Raw genomic sequence first — 19903 nt, forward strand, 5'->3', positions numbered from 1 at the left:
CTACCAGCGAATGCTTCCGACGCAGGCCGCGATGCGTTCCCGTTCCTCCTCCGGCAACGGCCAGCGGCTGATTTCCTCCAGCACCCCGGATCGGTTGGCATAACCTTTGGCCAGGCCGTTGAGCCTAGCCGCCAGCGTGGAGCGGTCCATCTCGGCGATGGAGCCATACAGCGTCAACAGTCGTTCCACCGCATGCGGGTACCGCTTCAAATAATATTTCTGGTGCCTCTCTTCCGCTGCATAAAAAACGGAAAACGGGCGTATTTCCGTCGCCGGCTCCCCCTTGCCCGAAACGCGCCGTTCTTCCAGCACCCGGTCAATCGCGTCCTTTTGTTCCGGACTCCGGTACAGCAGCATCGATTGGTATTGTCTTCCTTTATAACCGTTGATATTTTCCGGGCGGTGGCCGTTCCAGAATACGCGCAATATGTCGTCGTACGCCAAAAACGCCGGGTCGAAATCTACCTCGATGGTCTCGGTATGGTCGCCCATATGGCGATATGTCGGTTCGCTCGCCGTTCCCCCGGCATAACCTGTTCTGGTGCTCACTACGCCGGGCAAGGCGCCGAAAAGCGCCTCCGGCCCCCAGAAGCAGCCCATGGCAAGCGTGGCGGTTTCGATGTAATGATGATCGTCCAAGTCGCATACCTCCCAAGCCGTACAGTCAAGGATATTGTTGCAGTGGGTACCAGACTACTTCATCGCTTCTTCCAGCTGCTCTCCCAACAACCGGAAAGCTTCTTCGATTTTCTCCTTCGGCACGTTTGCATACCGATCCCCGATGCTGATCTCAAAAAAGCACGCCCCCGCTTCCTTTTCACGCAGCCACGAGGATAACCCGACGCCCGTCGTTTCGGCGATATTCGCCAGGATCGGGGCGACCTTCTCCTCCGGGAGCCTGAAATGCACATGGAACATGTTCGATACCGGCACTTCCGGCCGGGTGGACACGCCTTGGCAGGCGTTGAACAGCGCCGCAAGCTCCCTGGCTTCCCCGTAATACCGAGCCATGCTGCCGATCCGCCGGTCGAAATAGTATTCCGAGCTGACGATATACGGATACAGGCTGATCAGATCGCCGCCGTGGCGCCTTTTCCAAATTTTCGATTGCTCCGTAAACGAGGCGTCTCCCGCCAAAATCGCTCCCGCGATCCCGCCGATTCCTTTATAAAAGGATACGTACACGCTGTCGAACAGCGCGCAAATTTCCGCAGCCGATTTATTGTAATAAGGGGTAATCTCGAACAATCTCGCCCCGTCCAAATGCAGCCGGATTCCTTTTTCCCGGCAATAGGCGGAGATCGCCTCAAGCTCCCCGTACGGCGGCAGCTGGCCGCCGATTTCGCGCTGCGGCAGCTCCAGGAGCAGGCAGGATATCTCGCCTTCCATCTGCCGCACGTCGTCCAGCGTGATCAACCGTTCTTTATCCGCAAGCAGAACCGCCTCAATATGATGCAGCTCCTTCATTCCGTCCTGTTCGTGGATTTCCAAATGGCAAAGCGGATGGTAGGCCACGCGTTTGAGCCCTTTTCCGTCGCACCAGATGCGAAGCGCGATTTGCTGGGCCATCGTCCCGCTCGGAAAAAATACCGCAGCCTCCTTGCCGAGATAGGACGCCATTTTATCCTGAAAATCCTCGATTACATTCCCCTTGCCGTACATATCGCTGCTCATGGAGCCCGGAACCTCTTCAAAAGCTTGCCGGAGCACCTGAACATCACGCGGCCCGTGGCCGCCCAGCGGATAGGCCGCCTGCTCGAATGCTGCTATCAATGTTTTACCGCCGCTCATACGATCATCTCCCCGGTATAGCGTGCACCATCGTCGTTTTACGGCCGACATGTCTTTTTATAACCTTGCTCCGCCAGCCTGGCGTTGGTCCCCGCAATCTCTCTCCGCTAAATCTATCAACCCGCCGACGGTTCCTATTCGTTCGCATCGACGCCCAATGCCGGTTGATACGTAGCTATCTACTAGTTTACCGTAAAACTTCGCTTGCGGCTAAGTCCGCATGCATAAATCAACTCGCGTATCGTCATTCGGAGCCGCTCCGGATACCAATATCCCGGATCAGCACCGCCCCTTGATCCGTCTTATCGAACGCAAAGACGATTTTTTGCAATTGCTCCGGCTGAAAACTCGGATTGATTTTCTTGAAATCGGCCAGCCCGAAGGCGAAGTTTTGAAACACGGGCTCCTTGATCGGCAGAGCGGAAGCAAACGGCCACTTTACGATTTTGCCTTCGAACATCGGCAGCAGGCTGCCGGCGCTGCTCAGCGGCAATTCCGCCCGGCTGCCGTTTTTGTCCTCGACCCTGATGGTTAAATCGACAAGCGAGTTTTTGCCGGAAGCTTTTTTCTTGTCATCCCGGTCCGCCATCGAAAAGACGATGGCGCCGTTCGGCCGAATGCCGGACTCGCCGCCAGGCAGAACGACTGTGTAGGAGGGGAGTCTGGCGCCCGGCGCACGTTCCCAGCTAAGACTTACGGCACCGTACTCCGCGGGAGCAAACTTCATCTCGACCTTCTCCTCCTTCCATTCCTTCAATCCCTCGCCAACCAGCCGTCCGCCATGCAGCGTCGTCGTGCCGGGATCGGCGTCTTCGTCGAAACTTGCGACAAGGGCCGTTTTCGAATCCCAGTAATTACTGATATACATCGTATCAGGCAGCCATTCCCGGGCATGGCCCAGATCCCGAAAGACGGCGCTGTATTCTTTCTTTTCATGCAACGTCGCTTCAAGGAACGAGGAGATCAGCACTTTGGCTGCCTGAAGCTGTTCCTCCTGGGGGATAAGCTGCGCGATATTGTACAGCTTGTTGCCGAGTCCCGCGCCATCGGTCCGCCCCCATACCGTGTTGAATTGCCCATGATTTGCTCCGTGCATGTAAACCGACGACTTGAAATAATCGCCGCTTCCCGTGTAGCGAATCCGGCTGAACTGGCTCGCCCCGTCGAATGAGCTGACATCCATGTCATGCGAGCCCTGCAAAGCCAGGTAATTGACGTCTTTCAGGACAGTCGGTTGCCCCGCAGGCTTGTATTGTCCGTCCGTGCCCGCAATCGATATGACCGAACGTATACCGAAGTTGTAGCTGAACTTGATGTTGGCATTCTCAGGATAGGCGGACAGCCTGTTATAAGCCGCAGCGACCGATACTGCCTCTCCGCCCCGGGAATGGCCGATCAACGCGATCCGGCTCATGTCCGCCTTGCCATAAAACGGGTTGCCCTTCGCTTTATTCCATCCGTCCCATACCTTCAAATGCTGCAGCATAAGCCAGCCCCGGGCCGGATTTTCCTTCTCCAGCACATTCAGCATAAACAAGTCGTCGTACGGGGACGTGTTCAGGAAGTTTTCGTCGATGGACACGGCGATGAATCCGCGGCTTGCCAGCAGCTTCCCAAGATATGCGTATCCGACATCCGAATACTCGGTCGCCAAATGATTGCCATGCGCGATCACGACCAAGGGGAATGGCCCGGCGCCGTCGGGATACCAGACATGCCCGTTCAGAGGCATCGCCTCGGGCCCGAACCCGAACGTATGCGTTCGGATCGAAGACCAATTTTTCACGAAGGCCGAACCGTCCACCTGCCGGGTTACGAGCGAATCCTTGGCGTTGAATTCCTTCCGATAGCTGTTTGCGCTGCCGTATGTCAATGTTTTGACTGCAAAAGGGCCGGGGTTCGCCGGATTTTCCATCGCTGCTGGGTAACGGTCCGCCGGTTTCATCGTTTTCAGCCTGTACGGTTTTGCCAACTCGGCGTTCCCGCCGCTTGCCAGCCAGCATCCGCCGACGGCGATGAAAGCAAGCGCGGCGAGCGCAGCGGATACGGCCGTCACTTTCGCGATCGTTTTGGCCTTGCGGTAAGCTCCCGTGATCCATCGAAACAGAATCGCTCCCAACAAGGAGAAGGCGGCAATCATCGACAAAGCCGTGGCCAACATGAGCTGCACCGGGCCGATGAAGCTGACAAACAACAGGCAGAATGAAGCCAGCGCGAGCCAAACATAACGTGTCGGCATCCGCTTCGCCCAGTGCAGCAGCCCTGCCGCCACACCGGTGATCAGGGCGACCGCGAGCATAAACAAGACGACGCCGGTCAAGTAATCGCCCAAACCACGCTCCCCGATGAGAAAATATCCCTGCATGAAAAAAATCGGGCAAACAAGGGCGGCCAGCGCCATCATTGCCCCTTTCCAGCCCGGGGCAAGCGGCGCAAAATGCTTGTTCCGGTTCATGAATTGGGCAAACCACGCCAACCCTTTCACCGTCCGTTTAGGGGATTCAAGCTCCGTATTCGCCATATGACGACCTCTCTTCCTAATCAATTCGATTGCCAAAATGTTTGGCATCGCCTAATTGTAAGCACAGTTTCTTTCCGACGGCTTTCCCTTTTCTTAAAATAACCTTACAATGCAGGAAATCGGCTGAAAGGCTTCGAACAGTACGGGTACAGGGAGGTGGGATGGTGCGCAAGACGATTTTGCTTGTCGACGACGATCCGGATATTGCGGATATGTTAAAGCTTTTTCTTGAAAAACATTTTGACGTTCTCGAAGCCAAAGACGGACACGAAGCGATGGAACTGTTCTCGCGGGCCGCGGTCGATTTGGCCGTGGTCGATATCATGATGCCGCACCTTGACGGCTACCAGCTGCTGCAATGGATACGCCGGCATTCCAAACTGCCGGTGATCGTATTGTCGGCCAAAAGCGAGGACACGGATAAAATTGCGGGGCTCAGTCTCGGCGCCGACGATTTTATTACGAAACCGTTCAGCCCGCTGGAGGTTGTGGCGCGCATTCAGGCGCAGCTGCGGAGAACGTATGAATTTAACGATTCGGCTCCGGCTCCCGCGCCGGCTGAAGACGAGCCGGCCGAAACGCGGTTCGGCGAGCTGGTATTGGATCATGAGGCGTGCATGCTGTACAAACGGGGCGAGCCGATAGCGCTCAGCGCCATCGAATATAAGCTGTTGAAGCTGTTTATGGGCAGGCCGGGCCGAATCTATACGAAAAAACAAATTTTCGAAAACGTATGGGAAGACCCGTATATCGCCGACGACAATACGATCATGGTCCAGATCAGCAGGCTCCGCGAAAAGATCGAGGAATCCCCGCGCGAGCCCTTTTATCTGAAAACGGTTCGGGGACTCGGGTACCGGTTTGCTAAACGGGAGGAGCTCCATGCGAGGTAAATCGACGTTGTCCGCGATGCTGCTCCGGAACTACATTTTCTTTTCGCTGACGGTTGGGGCCAGCGTTTTGCTGGTTCTGCTTTTTTTCGTCGAGCGTACGAACGAGCCGATGCCTTCGCAAGGGGCATCTCCGCTGCTAGCCGGAGAAATCGTTCGGCCCCATACGGATGATATGCCGATTGAGGCTGTTTTAGCGCTCCATGGTTGGGTGGAGATTCTCGATGAAGGGCTGCGCGTGATCGAAATAAAAGGCAGCAGAGCAGGCGTACCCTCTTCCTACACGGAAGAGAAACTAAACCGATTATTTCACGACGAAAAGCAAAATCCGTATTATACGTCGATTGCCCCGTTCCGCAACGATGACGGACAACTTCGTTACGCTTTGGTCAGGCTGCCGAAAAACAACGTAAAAATAGAGATGGCCCCTCTGGCGGAAACAACGGAGAACCAGGCGATTTTCTGGAAGGCTTCGGCGGAGGCAGGACTCCTGTTCCTGATCCTGTTCGGGTTTAACGTTTTGGTATATAGCCGGTTGACCGCTGTTCGGCTGACGAATCCGTTAAGCGCCATCGCGGCGGGCATACGCAGCGTGGCAGGCGGGCGGTACCACAAAAGGCTCCGATTTAAGGCAAACTTTGAGCTGGTGCAGATTCAGGAAAGCTTTAACGCGATGGCCGAAAAGCTGGAACAATCCGAGTCGGATAAACGCCTGCTGGAGGAAAGCAGGCAGCAGATGCTCATGCATATTTCGCATGATTTGAAAACGCCGATCACGGCGATCCAGGGCTACGCCGAGGCCCTTCAGCTCGGCATGGTCGAGGATGAGGCGAAAAAGCTTCGGACGGTCCACCGAATCCACCACAAAGCGGAGCTTGTGGCCGAACTCCTTGAAGATATGTTCGAGCTTTTCAAGCTGGAAAGTCCGGACTACCCGGTCGTCAAGGAAGCGCTCGATCTGGCGGAATTTCTTCGCGAGATGGCGGTGGACTACTACGATCCGTTCGAAGAGAAGCAGCTGCTCTTCGAGTGCGATATTCCGCCGGGGGAGGTGATCGTGCCTTTTAACGATAAGCTTCTGTACCGAGCCGTCTCCAACCTGCTCGCCAACGCGCTGAAATACAATCCGCCGGGAACGCATGTGCAGCTGGTACTCCTCGACGGACACAAGACAGTGCTTATCGAAGTGTCCGACAATGGCATCGGCATTCCGGACGCATTGCGGGACAGCGTATTCGACGCGTTCGTCCGCGGCGACGCCGCGAGAAAAAGCGATGGCGGAACGGGCTTGGGGCTGACGATTGCAAAGCACGTGGCAGCGAAGCACGGAGGCAATCTTGTGCTGGATACGGGCGGGAACTGGACTCGGTTTGCTCTAACGCTGCCGAAGATCGACAGCCCGTTAACTGACGCTCAAAGCCATGCCGTTTCGAATGTCTGCGCCCGGATGGCAACAATGTAGGCGCATTCGGCGCAAAAACCCCTGGCTTTGCCATCGAGGCAAAGCAGGGGTTTTTTACGATCTCCTTGAGTATGTTACAGCATGTTTTATCTATGGAGTTGTTTAAGAGAGGATTTTCCCGATTCTTATTTCGCCGCCGCTTCCTGCTCCGCGATGGCCTGCTTGAACTGCTGCAGCAGGGCGGACAGCGCAGCCCGGATGGCATCCGCATCTTTGGATTCCTCAGCCTTGGCCAGCGCAGCCCATGCTTTCGGGAAAGCGGCGTCCGCTTCCTTCGCTTCAGCGGCTATCATCGTAACCGTAAGGGCCCCGCGTTCCGCCTGATCCTCCGCAACCGGCTTCGGATCTTTGGACGATGCGTCCAACTGGATTGCGGGAATGACTGTTTCAAAGGTAACCTTTCCGCCCTCGGCCTCCTTTTCGGCGACTTTGATCATTTTCACCGCAGGAACCGCCTTCGCAAACGGGGCGGACGGCTCGGCATTGCCGGATTTTGCTCCAGCTTCCGCCTCGGCGACTTTCACCGCCACGGACAGCTTGTCGATGCGGATATCCTTGTCGCTGAGCGGAAGCGCCGTTTTTCCGAATTGCTCCAACGTTTTCCGCCAGTCCTCCACCGTTTCGGGCGCGTATTGTTTTGCAAGCTCAAGCGGGTCGGTCAATCTGGAAATGACGATGTTTTGCGGCTTGCCGGTTTCGCCGATCACGGCCGCCGTGGCCTGGATTTTTGCGGCCGGGGCCTCGGGCTTTGGCGCGCTGTCGGCATGGGTGATCGCCGGCGCGGCAACCGCGGACAACATGGCGGCCGACAAGGCCGTCTTTTTAAGTATGTTTTGCATCTTCATGGTTCAACACTCCTTTTATTGGTTTGCACGTCCCAGTGTACTTAAAAAGGATGGCAAAGCATGGCTTGATCGATGGAAAAACGATGGCACCCGAAAGCCCGGCCGGCGGGCAAGATGAAATTCCTTCAGCTTCAAAGCCATTCCGCCAACGTCTCGGCAATGATGTCGAATGCCAGCACGGCAGCCTCCGAACAGGCAAAAAGGACGCACCAGCAAAACAGCACCAAACCCGTTATCCGGCATGTCTTTTTGAGGGCTGCCCGAAACCGGGCCTCCGGATCGCGAAATTCTTCGTCCATCGTTTTTCCTCCTTTTGCGGCAGCCTCTGGCCGCCTTTGACGGCATCGCCCGAACCGTCGGCCGGTGCCTGCATGTCCAAGTATAGGGAGGGTTTGTGTCATGCGATTGTCAGGCCGCCTGCGGATTTATGGAAAAACGATGGCATTTTCCATTGGAGGCCCGCCCGTTGGTATACTGTAGGAAGAGAAACGGGAGGATTTGAACATGAATAACCAATATACCATCGCCGTCGTGGATGACGATACGAATATACGCCTTTTGGTCGAAGCCTTTTTACAAAAGGAAAACTACCGCACCGTCGGGCTGGCTAGCGCGGAAGAAGCATGGGAGCTGTGGCGGAGCAGTCCGCCGGATCTGTGGGTGCTCGATATCATGCTTCCCGGAATGGACGGGTATGAATTCTGCAGACGAATCCGCAGCGAAGCGGAAGTGCCGATCATCATGATTTCCGCCAAGGACAATGAAGTCGATAAAATCCTGGGCCTCGAACTCGGCAGCGACGATTATATGGTCAAGCCCTTCAGCCCGCGCGAGCTGGTCGCCCGCATCAAAAGACAGCTGCAGCGCTGGTACAAACTGAACGGTCCGGAAGGACAGCCGTCATCTTCCCCCGTCCGGGTCGGGCTTGGCCGCCTGCAGCTGCTGCCGGAAGAGCGCCGCGTCTTTTGGGACGGAGAGGAAGTGGATCTGACCAGCAAAGAGTTCGCGATGCTGCAGGTTTTTGCGGAGAACCCGAATCGCGCCTTTACGAGGGACGAGCTGCTGACCTATGTATGGGGCGAAGATTATTTTGGCAGCGACCGGGCGGTGGACCATTTGATCAAACGGATGCGCAAAAAAATAAGCCGGCTTCCCATCGAAGCGGTATGGGGGCATGGTTACCGGATGAGACATGATGGAGGCGATCAATCCCTATGAAACTCGTTCACCAAATCAATCTCGCGTTCGGCATCGCGCTGGTTCTGGTGCTGGTCGTGGCCGGATTCGTCCTGCATTACGTGCTGCTCGACCATCTGATTGGCGCGCAAAAGGAGGATTTGAAAGCGATGAGCGTCGAAATGACGACCTCGCTGAAGATGGAAATTCTCCCCCTGGAGAGCCGTGCCGCCAAACAAGGAACGATGGCAATGCCCGTCACCCCTTCGAAGGCCGGCATCAGCGCCATTTTGACCGACAAGACGGGCAGCATCATCGCAATGTCCCCATCCCCCCTTGAAATGAAAGGCATGCAGCCTTTGGCGGCGGCCGTAAGCAGTACGGAAGCGCAGAGCGCGCAAAAAATCCTCGACGGCTTCGATAAAAACTACATTACGGTCGATCAGCTGACCCCTCAGGGGAAACTGACGCTGTATACGCCGATGAGCAAAATCCGCATGATCGAACAGGCTTTGCTGAAGCGGCTGCTGATCATTTTCGGAACGGCGGGACTCGCGATGCTTCTCTTCAGCTTATTTATTACGAGAAAACTCATCCGGCCGTTGATCCGGCTTCGCGATGAGCTCGCCAAGGTCAAAGAACGCCGTTTCGCGGACGTTACCTTCATCAAAGCCGGAGGCGAAATCGGCTCGGTCGCCGCATCGGTCTACGACATGGCCAAGGAGCTGAACCGCTTCAACCATGTCCAAAAGCAGTTTTTCCAAAACGCGTCCCATGAACTAAAAACGCCGCTCATGTCCATCTCCGGGTACGCGGAGGGCATTCGCGACGGCGTGTTTGAAGGGGACAACGTGCGGAAAGGGCTTGATATCATCATGAACGAAAGCGCGCGGCTCAAAAAGCTCGTGACCGAAATGACGCTGCTGGCCAAGCTGGACAGCGAAGAGGACGTGTTCAAAGACGAGGAGATTTGCGTTCGGGAGCTGCTGACGGAGACGGTGGAGCGGCTGAATCCGCTGCTCGTCAAAAAGGGCATCATCCTGCATACGGAGTGCGGAAAGCTTCATGAGGGCACGCTGCGCGCAGACCGCGACAAGCTGCTGCAAGCCATGCTGAACGTGGTCTCCAATGCGGTGCGTTATGCGCGGCAGCATATTTACATTCATGCCGAAACCCGCGACGGGCGAATCGTGATCCGCGTCAGCGACGACGGGCCGGGTATTCCGGAGGACCTGCTGCCCTATCTGTTCCACCGTTTCGTGAAAGGCAAAGACGGCGAATCCGGCCTGGGCCTCGCCATCTCCCGCGCAATCGTCGAGCGGTGCGGCGGCTTGATCCGCGCAGGCAACGCCCGCGGCGGCGGCGCGGTAATTTCGCTGCAGTTTCCGGGAGCCGGGTAGCTGGAAATCGATTGGAGGATGCATCGGCATCCTCCTTTTATTTATGGGTATATTCAAGAGCCACCTCAGCGGATCAGCGGTCGCTTGGCTCTATATCGTGAAATAAGACGGTCGGGGAGCCGAATTTCTCCCGTTTCCGGGATATGCCGCTTGCACAATCCGGTATTTTCCGCCCCTTATCGCAGCAGCTTCACAAGCCTCAGCCCGGAACGCAGCCGCGGCCGCTTTAAATGCTCCTGCACGTACCGGTAATCGGTCAACTCGACATCGGCGTCGCGCAGGGCGTAAGCAAAGTCGTCATCAAAAGGCAGGCGGTATTCCCACACTCTTTTTTCGTAATTCGGGATATGCTCCTCCATCCAGGGATCGGGAACGCCGGGATGAATGTACGTTTCGCAGACGCCGTCGGGCAACCGGTATAACTTGGCGATGATCGACTGCTTGAAGCTGTCGTACGTTTCCCCGTCCTCGATCGCAAAAGGATGCGACAGCAAGTAATCGGGAATCGGCACGCCGAAGGCGTCGGCCAGCGCCGCGACTTGGGCCACCGGCCGTTCGATGCCCTCCAAGGAACCAAGCAGCGGATCCTCCTTGTAAATGTGGCGAAAAAAGCGCATCGGCAGCTTCCAGCGCGATACCTTCCACAACGTCTGGGGAAGCAGGCTGCGCCCGGTTTCCATGCCGTACAGGCTCCCCATGTGATTGTCGACATGGCTGACCGCAATGCCGGCCTTCCGCGCCAGCCCGTACTGCGCGTCGATTTCTTTCATGACCGCCCTCGTAGCCGCGCCCTGCTCGAACTCTTTTACGGTGCGGTATTGATATCCGCTGTCGTCATGCAGCGACGGGTCGCCCGTCAGGCTGCGCCAGCGGAGCGCCTCGAATTCGCTTGTCATCGTCAGATGCAGTCCGACATTGGGCTGGCGCCGTTTGGCGGTCCAGGCGGCCGCTTCTTCGAACCCGGGAGCCACCGTCATGATCGTCGCAGACGATACCTTCCCTTCCTCCAGCAGCGCCATGATCGCTTGATTCAAGGCCGGGCTTTGCCCGAAATCGTCACAATTGAGGATGAGTTTTTTCTTCCCCATGCGTTACATCCCCTCTCCGATGCGTCGTAAATTCAAACCGGGTCAGCAGCGATATCGCGATCGAGATCAGCAGCAAACAGAACGGCACCGCGCTGATCAGCACGCGGAACGTCATTTCCGGATTCGGGCCCGGTTTGTCGCCGCTTTCATACCCGAACACCAGACCCACGACCAAAAACGCAAGCGCCGATATCAACCCGCTGGAACGCGTAATGAATCCGGCGACGGCGGTATAGATACCTTCCCGGCGCAGCCCCGTTTTTGCCGCGTCTTCGTCGATGATCCGCCCGCTCACCATCGCCGGAGTCACCAAAAAACCGGCCAGGCCGAAGCCGACGGCGATGCCCGCCAGCAATCCGCTGACCAGGTTAAAACCGAACCAAAGCGGCAGCACGGAAACGGCATAAACGGCGAGCGACAGCCTCCATACCGTCACCCCGTCCAGCTTGCGGCATATCCAATACCAGACGAACACGAGCGGGATGACTGACACGAATACGGCAGCCATGATGAGCGTCACCTGCGGGTCGCTGATTTTCAGCACGTATTTTGCGTAAAAAGGGATGATCGAGCTGATCAAGCCGTTCACCGTCTGGGCAAATGAATTCGAAATGTTAAACAGCCAAAACTTTTTGTTGCCGAGCGTTTCCCGAAACGCGGCCACCAGCTTCAGCGGTTCGCCGGCGCTGTATTCCTCGCGCTCCCGGACCCCGAGCATGCAGACCAGCATCGCAATGCCGAACACGAAGGCGTAAATGATCGACATACTGGTAAAATTGAGCGCATTAAAAACGATTGGCGTGAGCGCCGAACCGATCAACAGCGCGACGACTTGATAGCTCTGCTGGATCGCGGAGGCTTTGGCGCGCAGCCGGTCGCCGTGGTACAGCTCGGGGAACAACGCCCCGTAATTGACCCACAGCACCGTCGAAACGGCTTCGAACAAAACCAAGGCCGTCAGGAACCAGGCGAACAAGCCGTTCTGCGACAGCCCTCCCGGCGGGGAAAACACCATGATGAACGTAAGCATAAACAGCGGCATGGCGCCGAACACCCAAGGCCGCCGCCTTCCGAGGCGGGTGTGGGTCCGGTCCGACCAGTGCCCGAACAGCGGGTTGTTGACCGCATCCCAGACGAGAAAAATAGTGCGGGCCAGCGTCGCCAGTCCGATGCCGAGACCCAACTTCTCCACGTAAAAAAAGCTGTAATATGAGCTGAACGCCTGGCTCGGCACCATCATGGCAAACATGCCGAGGGCGAAGATGTACGGCGAATTGACCCATTTGCGCTGCATGCGCGATTCCCCCCATACCGTAAAATAACTTGTTTTATCTTATTCAACGGCCGGGGAATATTACCTTCCTTGCCAATGTCATCAACTGTATATTGCCGGTAAAATCAACCGCGTTATATTATAAAGGCGGATTTATCATCCAATTTCTCATCATGAAAGGCAAATTCCCTGCAAGTTTTGCTGTGTATGGCTTTTCCATCAAACAAAACCATTATGGAGGGACAAATGAAGAAAACAAAAATGAGAGCCTTTTCATTGTTGTTGGCCGCCATCCTGCTGATGCCTGCCGTCCACCCGGCGGCGGCGCTCGCGAAACCTGAAGTTCAGGACATGTCCGCCGTCGCCTCAAAGGACTTGCCGCCCCCGGCTGCCGGAGAACACGATACCGAAAAACCTGCCGGCGTCACCGACGATGTATACGGACAGGAGCCCGGCGCATCTGCAAACGGGCCGCAGGCAGACGAAACCGGATTCGCCGCGGCATCCGCATTCGGCGGAACCAATTTGGCGCTTCACCAACCCGTTTTCGCTTCCGGCAACGAAGTCGATTATCTGAATCCGGAGCTGGCCGTGGACGGAAAAGGAAACACAAGATGGTCCTCCGCCTTGCGGGATGATCAATGGTTTTACGTCGATCTCGGCGAACCCCAGGAAATCGACCGCGTCGTGATCCGTTGGCAAACCCCTGCCGACTCTTACAAAATCCTCGTATCGGTCGACGGCGAAAACTGGGAGAACGTCCGGGCCAACGACGGCATCATCTCCTGCAAAGGCGGCGTCGAAACGATCGACTTCGCTTTGCGCGAAGCGCGCTACGTCAAATTCCAAGGCGTCAAACGGGCGCCTGTGGAAGGCACGCTGTACGGGTATTCCTTCTATGAATTCGAGGTTTATCAGCTGCGCGACCTGCAATCGATCATCGACAACGTCGCCGCCGCGTTAACCGTCCGGCCCGGGCAAACGCAGCTGGACTGGTCGGCGGCTGGCGTGCCGGAAGGGTACAGGGTCAGCTTGTACGGAAGCGACCGCCTGCCGGTGATCGGCATGGACGGCCAAATCCGCACGCCGCTGGTGGATGCCAAAGTCCATTTGATCGTGCAGGTGGAAGACGGGAAAGACCCGGACCGGAAGCTGCTCTCGGGGAACATACCGGTCGTGGTGCCGGGACTGCATAAGCAAACCCCGGACCGGAACGCCGAGCCCGACGTCATCCCGTCCCTGCAGGAATGGTACGGGGACAGCGGCCGGTATGCGCTCAAAAAATCGTCCCGCATCGTCGTGAATCCGCAGGACGAAGCGGCTTTGCGGAACGCGGCCGAGCTTACCCGCGAGGATGTGCTCGACGTGACCGGATACGATCTCAAAGTCGTGGCCGGCAAACCGAAAACCGGCGATTTGTATTTGTCCATCGATCCGTCCCTCGCGTGGCTCGGCGAAGAAGGCAACCTGTTCCGGGTCGGGGACTACGTTTCGATCTCCTCCGTTTCCGCCAAAGGGGCGTTTTACGGCACCCGGACCGCGCTGCAGATTCTCAAGCAGCATCCGGACCGCACCATCCCGAAGGGGGAAGCGAGAGATTATCCGAAATATGCGCAGCGCGGATTGATGATCGACGTCGCGCGCAAATTTTACACGATCGATTTTCTCCGGAGCTACGTCAAATTGCTGTCCTGGTACAAAATGAACACGTTCCAAATTCATTTGAACGATGATGTCGGCACGCCGTTCGCGGACGGAACGAACGCCGCCTTCCGTTTGGAAAGCACCACCTATCCGGGACTTGCGAGTCCAAACGGCCATTATACGAAGCAGGAGTTCAAAGACCTGCAGCGGCTTGGCATGGAATACGGCGTCAACGTCATTCCGGAGATCGATACGCCGGGGCATTCCGGCGCGTTCATTTCCTACAATCCGGCGCTCGGAGAGAGCCGCAACCTCGATATTTCCAAACCGGAAACCGTCCGGTTCGTGAAATCGTTATTCGATGAATATTTGGACGGAAGCAACCCGACGTTCATCGGCCCGGACGTCAACATCGGCACGGACGAATACCACGGACCGGATGTCGAGGTTTTCCGGGGGTACATGGATACGCTGATCAAGCATATCAACAGCAAAGGCAAACGTCCGCATCTGTGGGGCGGGCTCACCCAATACAACGGCGTGACCCCGATCAGCACCGACGCGACGATGGATATTTGGCATGAGCCTTACGGTTCGGCGCAGCAGGCGGTCGATCTCGGCTACGACGTCGTCAATGCCCAAAACGTATACATGTACATTGTTCCTACGTTATACGGCGACTATTTGAATTCCCAATTCATCTATAACGAGTGGGAGCCGGTCAAATGGGAAACGACCACGCTCCCTTACGGGCATCCGCGCGTCAAAGGAGGCATGTTCTGCTTATGGAACGACGTGTCCGACGCCAACGGCTTATCGATGGACGATTCGCATGAGCGGCTGCTTCCCGGCATTCAAGCCGTATCGGAAAAAATGTGGACCGGAACGCGGGAGGACCGATCCTTTCAGAAATTCGAGCAGCGGGCGAAAGCGATAGCCGATGCGCCGAACGCTGACCTGTCCCATAAGATCACCGTAGATAACGACGAAAACAGCGTCGTTCAATACCTTTTCGAAAACCGGTTCAAGGATGAATCCGGCAACCGCTTCGACGGCAAGGGCGTCAACGTCGACACGGCCGACGGGAAATACGGCAAAGGCGTCCGCCTGAACGGCGGGAAAAGCTACATTCAAACGCCGATCGAGTCCTTAGGTTTCGGTTGGACGGTATCGATGTGGATCAAACCCGACCCGGGTAACCCGGACAATGCCGTGCTGATGGAATCCCCTGCCGGTACGCTCAAGCTGAGACAGGGCGCTTCCGGAAAGCTCGGGTTTACGAAAGAGCATTACGACAGCACGTTCAACTATGCGGTTCCGGAAGGCCAGTGGACGCATATCACGCTGAAGGGCGACAAAAAAGGCGTGACGCTGTTCGTTAACTTGGACGAATATGTGGAAAGGTTAGAGGAACAAGCCCCCAAATTGCATACGCTCGTGCTGCCGACGCTCCGGATCGGAAGCGATACGAACGCGTTTAAGGGCATGCTGGACAACGTCATGATCTACAACAAGCCGATCGATCTGCTTAGCAGCGACAATTTGGCCCTTCATCAAGCCGCGGAATCGTCCGAAACCGAATTCCCGTATTACTCGCCCGACAAAGCCGTGGACGGGGACCTGTCCCCGCTCTCCAGATGGTCGAGCGCTTACGTGGATGACGCTTGGTTTATCGTCGATCTCGGCGAACCGAAAGACGTCAGCAAGGTCGTCATCAAGTGGCAGGGAGCCTACGCGGAGAAATACCAATTGTTCGTATCGACGGATAAGGAGCATTGGACGAACGTTTCCGGCGGGGATGGAACTATAGCCTCCAAAGGCACCCTGGACATCATTGCCTTCGATCCGCAGGAGGCGCGTTACGTTAAATTCCAGGGCATCAAACGCGCCACCGTATTCGGAAACTCCTTCTTCGAATTCGAGGTGTACGGCCCGGATCATATTCAGGAATACAAGCAGCTGATTGTGCAGATGGATGAGCTTTTGCAGCAGACGAACAACGGAAAGCTGCGCAAGCTTCTCCTGCAGGCGCTTAATCGTTATCCGTACGATGCGACGCGCGATTTGAGGCCGATGCAAGAGCTTTGGGACCAGGCGTCGAATCCGTAATCATGTGCAACAAAAGGGAGCCGCTTCCGACCCCAGGTTATTGGGGGGAACGGCTCCCTTTCTGATCTGTTCTAGTTTAAATCCGTATTAGAGATCCTTCATGAATTGAATGATCTTATCGTTCAGCCCCGGCAAGCCTTCATGGCCGAAATCCGGGAAAATCTCAAGCTGCACGGGCCCGGGGATTTTGTTGATGGCGGCGAACTGCGTGGAAGGCGGGCAAATGGTGTCCATCAGGCCGACCCCGACCAGGCACTCGGCTTTGATGCGCGGAGCCAGGTTTTGAATATCGATGTATCCCAGCTTCGTGAAAATTTCGTCCTCGCGCTGATGCTGCGGATCGAACATGCGGAAGTATTTGCCTAGCTCTTCGTACGCGTGTTTGCACAAATCCATTTCCCAGGTTCTGCGGTAATCGCTCAGGAACGGATAAACCGGCGCCGCTTTTTTGATGCGCGGTTCAAGCGCAGCGCAAGCAATCGTAAGCGCACCGCCCTGCGACCAACCCGTCGCCCCGACGCGGTCCGCGTCGACCTCCGGCATGTTCATGACGATCGAAGCAAGCTGCGCCGTATCGAGGAAAATGTCCCGGAACAGCAAACGGTGCGGATCCTCGTTATCGAGTCCGCGGATGATATGGCCGTGATGCGTGTTGCCCGATACGCCGCCGGTATCCTCAGACAGACCTCCTTGCCCGCGAACGTCCAGCGCCGCGATGGAAAAGCCGAGCGCAGGATACACCATTTTGTCCATCCAATCGCCGCTATGTCCGGTGTACCCGTGAAAATGCAGCACGGCCGGATGCGGTTCGGCGCTCCCTTTAGGCCGAACGTATTTCGCATGCACTCTGGCACCGCTTACACCCGTGAAATATAAATGGAAGCATTCCGCGAACGGAAGCTGGAATTCAGCCGGGACAAGCTCGACCTGCGGGTCTACGGCGCGCATCTCCTCAAGCGCCTTCTCCCAATAAGCGTCGAAATCATGCGGTCTGGGATTGATCCCTTGGTATTTTTTCAGCTCCGATAGGGGCATATCCACTAGCGGCATTCGTCATCACCCTTTTTTATTTGATTTAAGCAGATTCGCACTCCCGTTGACAACCCTTTTTTTCCAGATGCGATCCGGCCCCCGCCTTTCGTCCTCTCTTTTGCCCGGTGCCGGTTGCAGCGCTCCCGATTCCCCCAAAAGCAAAACATAATATATGTGTCATTTCTCGCCCCATTGAATAGGCTATATCATCAAATTTGATCTGGAGGTTCTATCTCATGACGACAAGCAGCTATCCCTTCGGGCCCGGCTTCCAGCACATACATCCGGTTCCATTCGCCTATTATCCGTTTGCCTATACATTCCGCGGCCCGTTTGCTCCATCGCCTTATTTCTGGCCCATGCCGGAACGGGTAGTTCCTTACGGAGGCGGGTTCACCGGGTATCCGGCCTATACGGGGTATCCAGCCTACCCGGCTTACGCGCCGTTCCCGGCCGCTCCGTACCCCGGCATCCCTTATGACGCGCCTTATTCGGCGATCGACCCTACCCGGGTCGAACCGACTCCCAAAGGCTTTCAGATTAAACTCCAGCCGGAGACCGAGACGAAACCCGCCGAAGTAAAAGCGGAAAACGTCCAGGCGGAACAGGTTGAGCCCGAAAAGGCCAAACCGGAAAAAAGCCACACAGGCGTGAAAATGAACACCGGCATCGAAGTTGGCGGCAAACACGGCGCCGGCTTCCAGGCAGAAACCCAGGTCGACAAACATGGCGTAAGCAACCAGGTCAGCAGCCACGTCGGCGCGGAGGAATACGGTCTGAACGTCCAGGGAGGGGCGAACCTGGATAACAAAACAAAAGGCTTCCAATTCGAAACCGAAAGCAATCTCGGCGGCAAATACGGCATTCAGGTGCAAGCTGAGGGCCATGCCGGACTGAAGCAAGGGATCGGACTGAGCACCGAAGCCCAGATCGGGGGCGATCACGGCCTCGGCGCCCATGTGAAAGGCCAGCTCGGCGGCGGTCAAGGCGCAGCCTTCAGCACGGGAGCGCAGATCGGCGGCGATCACGGCCTTGGCGCCCACGCGGGTGCCCAAGTAGGCGGGGGCCAAGGCGTAAGCTTCAAGGTCGGCGGCAACGTCGGCAGCCATGACGGCCAGGTCGGCTTCCAGGTGGGAGGCAAAGAGAAAAAACAACATTCGGAGGATTAAGGCTTTCGCTTTATCGTCCGCAGATGTTTGCGTTCGCTTACTCCTTCAAAACGGCGTAAAAAAGGCCATCGGCGTCATCCCTAAAGATGACCCGATGACCTTTTTCGTGCGGTCAGGTCAAGCGTGCTGCAGTTCGCCCGCTGCGAGCTTCGGCAGCGCGGCGATGCCGGCCGTATTCAAGAAGTTCCAAGGCTTGTTGAAGTGAGGCTGGAAGAAGAAGTCGACGAAAGCCAGCTCGTCGATCGTCATCCCGTTCTGAATGCATACCGACAACGTGTTCATCGCTTGCGTCAAATCGACCTTGGACATGATCTGCGCCCCCAGCAGACGGCGGTTCTCTTTGTCATATACGACTTTCAGCATCACCGTCTCGGCCGTAGGCATAAATTCCGGACGGTAAGCGTCATTGACGGTCACCGCTTCGGCATTGATCTTCTCGTCGGCTGCGGCGCCTTCCGTCAGTCCCGTCGAAGCCAGGTTGAGATCGTAGATTTTGAGGCCCGACGTGCCCTGCGTGCCCAAATATTTCGTCGTTGGCCCCATCAGGTTGCGTGCCGCCAGCAGCCCCATCCGCACCGCATTCGTAGCCAGCGGAATGTAAGCCGCCTTCCCGGTCGGATTGTAATGCACGGCGCAGCTGTCGCCGGCCGCAAACACGTCCTTTTTGCTCGTTTGCATATATTGGTCGACGATGATGGCGCCGCCTGGCAGCATATCCACCTGGCCTTTCAGCAGTTCGGTATTCGGACGGAAACCGATGCAAAGAATGACCATATCCGTTTCGATTTCGCCCTTGTCGGTGATGACGCGGCTGACAAGCCCATCTTTGCCTTCAAAAGCTTTCACCGTTTGCCCCAGCGCCAGCTCGATGCCATGACCGCGGAACGCGTCTTCGATCCGGCTGCTGAACTCGCCGTCCAAATACCGGTTCAAAATCCGGTCCGCGCTGTCGATCAAAGTCACCCGCTTCCCGCTTTGCTCGAACGCCTCCACCAGCTCAACGCCGATGTAACCCGCGCCGACCACCGTAATGTGGTTCGCATGTTTCGCTTTTTCGATGATGTTGTTGGAATGTTCGTAGTTTTTGCAGAGTAGAATGTTGCCGAGCTCCATGCCCGGAAGCTTCGGAATGACCGGCCAAGAGCCTGTCGTGACGATCAATTTATCGTAGCAGTCTTTGAATACCTCTCCGGTCAGCAGGTTACGCACCTGCATCGTTTTAGCATCGGTATCGACCGCAAGCACCTCATGGCGCATATGGGTCACGACGCCCAAATCCGCCAGCTGCTGCGGCGACGAATAAAACAAGCCTTCCGGATCCTTCACGACGCCGCCTACATACAAAGCAATGCCGCAGGATAAAAACGAGATGTTGTCGTTGCGTTCATAAACGGTAATTTGGGCATCAGGGTAAAGCTTGGCGGCATTCCCCACCGCTGCCGTTCCGGCATGGGTACATCCAATCACTGCAATTCTCATCGTAATTCCTCCTCGAATATAATC

The 19903-nt window shown here is 56.4% G+C and carries 15 protein-coding genes; 6 read left to right on the forward strand and 9 right to left on the reverse strand.

The genetic code is table 11. The annotated features are described in order from the left end of the window. The 3 genes from AC27KL_RS02515 to AC27KL_RS02525 all read right to left on the reverse strand — a co-directional run bounded on the left by AC27KL_RS02515 (window position 1) and on the right by AC27KL_RS02525 (window position 4312). Entirely contained in the window at window positions 1–639 is a 639-nt protein-coding gene (locus AC27KL_RS02515) for a peptide-methionine (S)-S-oxide reductase MsrA (protein WP_487168696.1), read from the reverse strand. Window positions 640–693: 54 nt separating this feature from the next. Next, the gene (locus tag AC27KL_RS02520; RefSeq protein ID WP_487168697.1) at window positions 694–1791 is read right to left on the reverse strand and encodes a threonine aldolase family protein; all 1098 of its coding nucleotides are present in this window, start codon (window positions 1789–1791) and stop codon (window positions 694–696) included. A 244-nt stretch (window positions 1792–2035) separates the two neighbouring features. Further along, window positions 2036–4312: an alpha/beta hydrolase gene (locus AC27KL_RS02525; RefSeq protein WP_487168698.1), complete on the reverse strand. Its 2277-nt coding sequence runs from the start codon at window positions 4310–4312 to the stop codon at window positions 2036–2038. Window positions 4313–4476: 164 nt separating this feature from the next. On the opposite strand from AC27KL_RS02525, the gene AC27KL_RS02530 reads away from it, so the two are divergent. Further along, window positions 4477–5205 (forward strand): response regulator transcription factor, encoded by a 729-nt coding sequence (locus tag AC27KL_RS02530; protein ID WP_487168699.1) that lies wholly within the window; start codon window positions 4477–4479, stop codon window positions 5203–5205. After that, entirely contained in the window at window positions 5195–6664 is a 1470-nt protein-coding gene (locus AC27KL_RS02535; RefSeq protein WP_487168700.1) for a sensor histidine kinase, read from the forward strand. Before AC27KL_RS02530 ends, AC27KL_RS02535 begins: the two co-directional genes overlap by 11 nt. 125 nt (window positions 6665–6789) lie before the next feature. Here AC27KL_RS02535 and AC27KL_RS02540 read toward each other — a convergent pair whose 3' ends face one another. Then, window positions 6790–7509, reverse strand: a complete 720-nt coding sequence (locus tag AC27KL_RS02540; protein ID WP_487168701.1) for a hypothetical protein — start codon at window positions 7507–7509, stop codon at window positions 6790–6792. A gap of 131 nt (window positions 7510–7640) precedes the next feature. Next, window positions 7641–7808: a hypothetical protein gene (locus AC27KL_RS02545; RefSeq protein WP_340996464.1), complete on the reverse strand. Its 168-nt coding sequence runs from the start codon at window positions 7806–7808 to the stop codon at window positions 7641–7643. A 205-nt stretch (window positions 7809–8013) separates the two neighbouring features. Between AC27KL_RS02545 and AC27KL_RS02550 the strand changes: the two genes are divergently transcribed. Together AC27KL_RS02550 and AC27KL_RS02555 are read left to right on the forward strand one after the other, a co-directional pair. Further along, window positions 8014–8727, forward strand: a complete 714-nt coding sequence (locus AC27KL_RS02550) for a response regulator transcription factor (protein WP_487168702.1) — start codon at window positions 8014–8016, stop codon at window positions 8725–8727. Then, a complete protein-coding gene (locus tag AC27KL_RS02555) occupies window positions 8724–10085 on the forward strand; it encodes a sensor histidine kinase (protein ID WP_487168703.1) in 1362 nt (453 codons plus the stop codon). The genes AC27KL_RS02550 and AC27KL_RS02555 overlap by 4 nt, the downstream gene beginning before the upstream one ends. Before the next feature lie 176 nt (window positions 10086–10261). Here AC27KL_RS02555 and AC27KL_RS02560 read toward each other — a convergent pair whose 3' ends face one another. Together AC27KL_RS02560 and AC27KL_RS02565 are read right to left on the reverse strand one after the other, a co-directional pair. Next, window positions 10262–11173: a polysaccharide deacetylase family protein gene (locus AC27KL_RS02560; RefSeq protein WP_487168704.1), complete on the reverse strand. Its 912-nt coding sequence runs from the start codon at window positions 11171–11173 to the stop codon at window positions 10262–10264. Then, window positions 11142–12467 (reverse strand): MFS transporter, encoded by a 1326-nt coding sequence (locus AC27KL_RS02565; RefSeq protein WP_487168705.1) that lies wholly within the window; start codon window positions 12465–12467, stop codon window positions 11142–11144. Before AC27KL_RS02565 ends, AC27KL_RS02560 begins: the two co-directional genes overlap by 32 nt. A gap of 225 nt (window positions 12468–12692) precedes the next feature. On the opposite strand from AC27KL_RS02565, the gene AC27KL_RS02570 reads away from it, so the two are divergent. Then, window positions 12693–16199, forward strand: a complete 3507-nt coding sequence (locus tag AC27KL_RS02570; protein ID WP_487168706.1) for a discoidin domain-containing protein — start codon at window positions 12693–12695, stop codon at window positions 16197–16199. An 87-nt stretch (window positions 16200–16286) separates the two neighbouring features. Here the strand turns inward: AC27KL_RS02570 and AC27KL_RS02575 are convergent, their stop codons facing one another. Next, on the reverse strand, window positions 16287–17249 hold the full coding sequence (locus AC27KL_RS02575; RefSeq protein ID WP_339323007.1) for an acetylxylan esterase: 963 nt from the start codon (window positions 17247–17249) through the stop codon (window positions 16287–16289). 218 nt (window positions 17250–17467) lie between these two features. On the opposite strand from AC27KL_RS02575, the gene AC27KL_RS02580 reads away from it, so the two are divergent. Further along, on the forward strand, window positions 17468–18400 hold the full coding sequence (locus AC27KL_RS02580) for a hypothetical protein (protein ID WP_487168707.1): 933 nt from the start codon (window positions 17468–17470) through the stop codon (window positions 18398–18400). A 117-nt stretch (window positions 18401–18517) separates the two neighbouring features. Here the strand turns inward: AC27KL_RS02580 and AC27KL_RS02585 are convergent, their stop codons facing one another. After that, window positions 18518–19879: an FAD-dependent oxidoreductase gene (locus AC27KL_RS02585; RefSeq protein WP_487168708.1), complete on the reverse strand. Its 1362-nt coding sequence runs from the start codon at window positions 19877–19879 to the stop codon at window positions 18518–18520. Window positions 19880–19903 lie beyond the last annotated feature (24 nt).

Source organism: Paenibacillus sp. YAE3, assembly GCF_057546105.1.

Bases quoted from the DNA above. Each gene is read 5' to 3' on its own strand.
- AC27KL_RS02520 (WP_487168697.1), bottom strand. From the start codon at position 1,791: ATGAGCGGCGGTAAAACATTGATAGCAGCATTCGAGCAGGCGGCCTAT.
- AC27KL_RS02525 (WP_487168698.1), bottom strand. From the start codon at position 4,312: ATGGCGAATACGGAGCTTGAATCCCCTAAACGGACGGTGAAAGGGTTG.
- AC27KL_RS02535 (WP_487168700.1), top strand. From the start codon at position 5,195: ATGCGAGGTAAATCGACGTTGTCCGCGATGCTGCTCCGGAACTACATT.
- AC27KL_RS02540 (WP_487168701.1), bottom strand. From the start codon at position 7,509: ATGAAGATGCAAAACATACTTAAAAAGACGGCCTTGTCGGCCGCCATG.
- AC27KL_RS02545 (WP_340996464.1), bottom strand. From the start codon at position 7,808: ATGGACGAAGAATTTCGCGATCCGGAGGCCCGGTTTCGGGCAGCCCTC.
- AC27KL_RS02550 (WP_487168702.1), top strand. From the start codon at position 8,014: ATGAATAACCAATATACCATCGCCGTCGTGGATGACGATACGAATATA.
- AC27KL_RS02555 (WP_487168703.1), top strand. From the start codon at position 8,724: ATGAAACTCGTTCACCAAATCAATCTCGCGTTCGGCATCGCGCTGGTT.
- AC27KL_RS02560 (WP_487168704.1), bottom strand. From the start codon at position 11,173: ATGGGGAAGAAAAAACTCATCCTCAATTGTGACGATTTCGGGCAAAGC.
- AC27KL_RS02565 (WP_487168705.1), bottom strand. From the start codon at position 12,467: ATGCAGCGCAAATGGGTCAATTCGCCGTACATCTTCGCCCTCGGCATG.
- AC27KL_RS02570 (WP_487168706.1), top strand. From the start codon at position 12,693: ATGAAGAAAACAAAAATGAGAGCCTTTTCATTGTTGTTGGCCGCCATC.
- AC27KL_RS02575 (WP_339323007.1), bottom strand. From the start codon at position 17,249: ATGCCGCTAGTGGATATGCCCCTATCGGAGCTGAAAAAATACCAAGGG.
- AC27KL_RS02580 (WP_487168707.1), top strand. From the start codon at position 17,468: ATGACGACAAGCAGCTATCCCTTCGGGCCCGGCTTCCAGCACATACAT.
- AC27KL_RS02585 (WP_487168708.1), bottom strand. From the start codon at position 19,879: ATGAGAATTGCAGTGATTGGATGTACCCATGCCGGAACGGCAGCGGTG.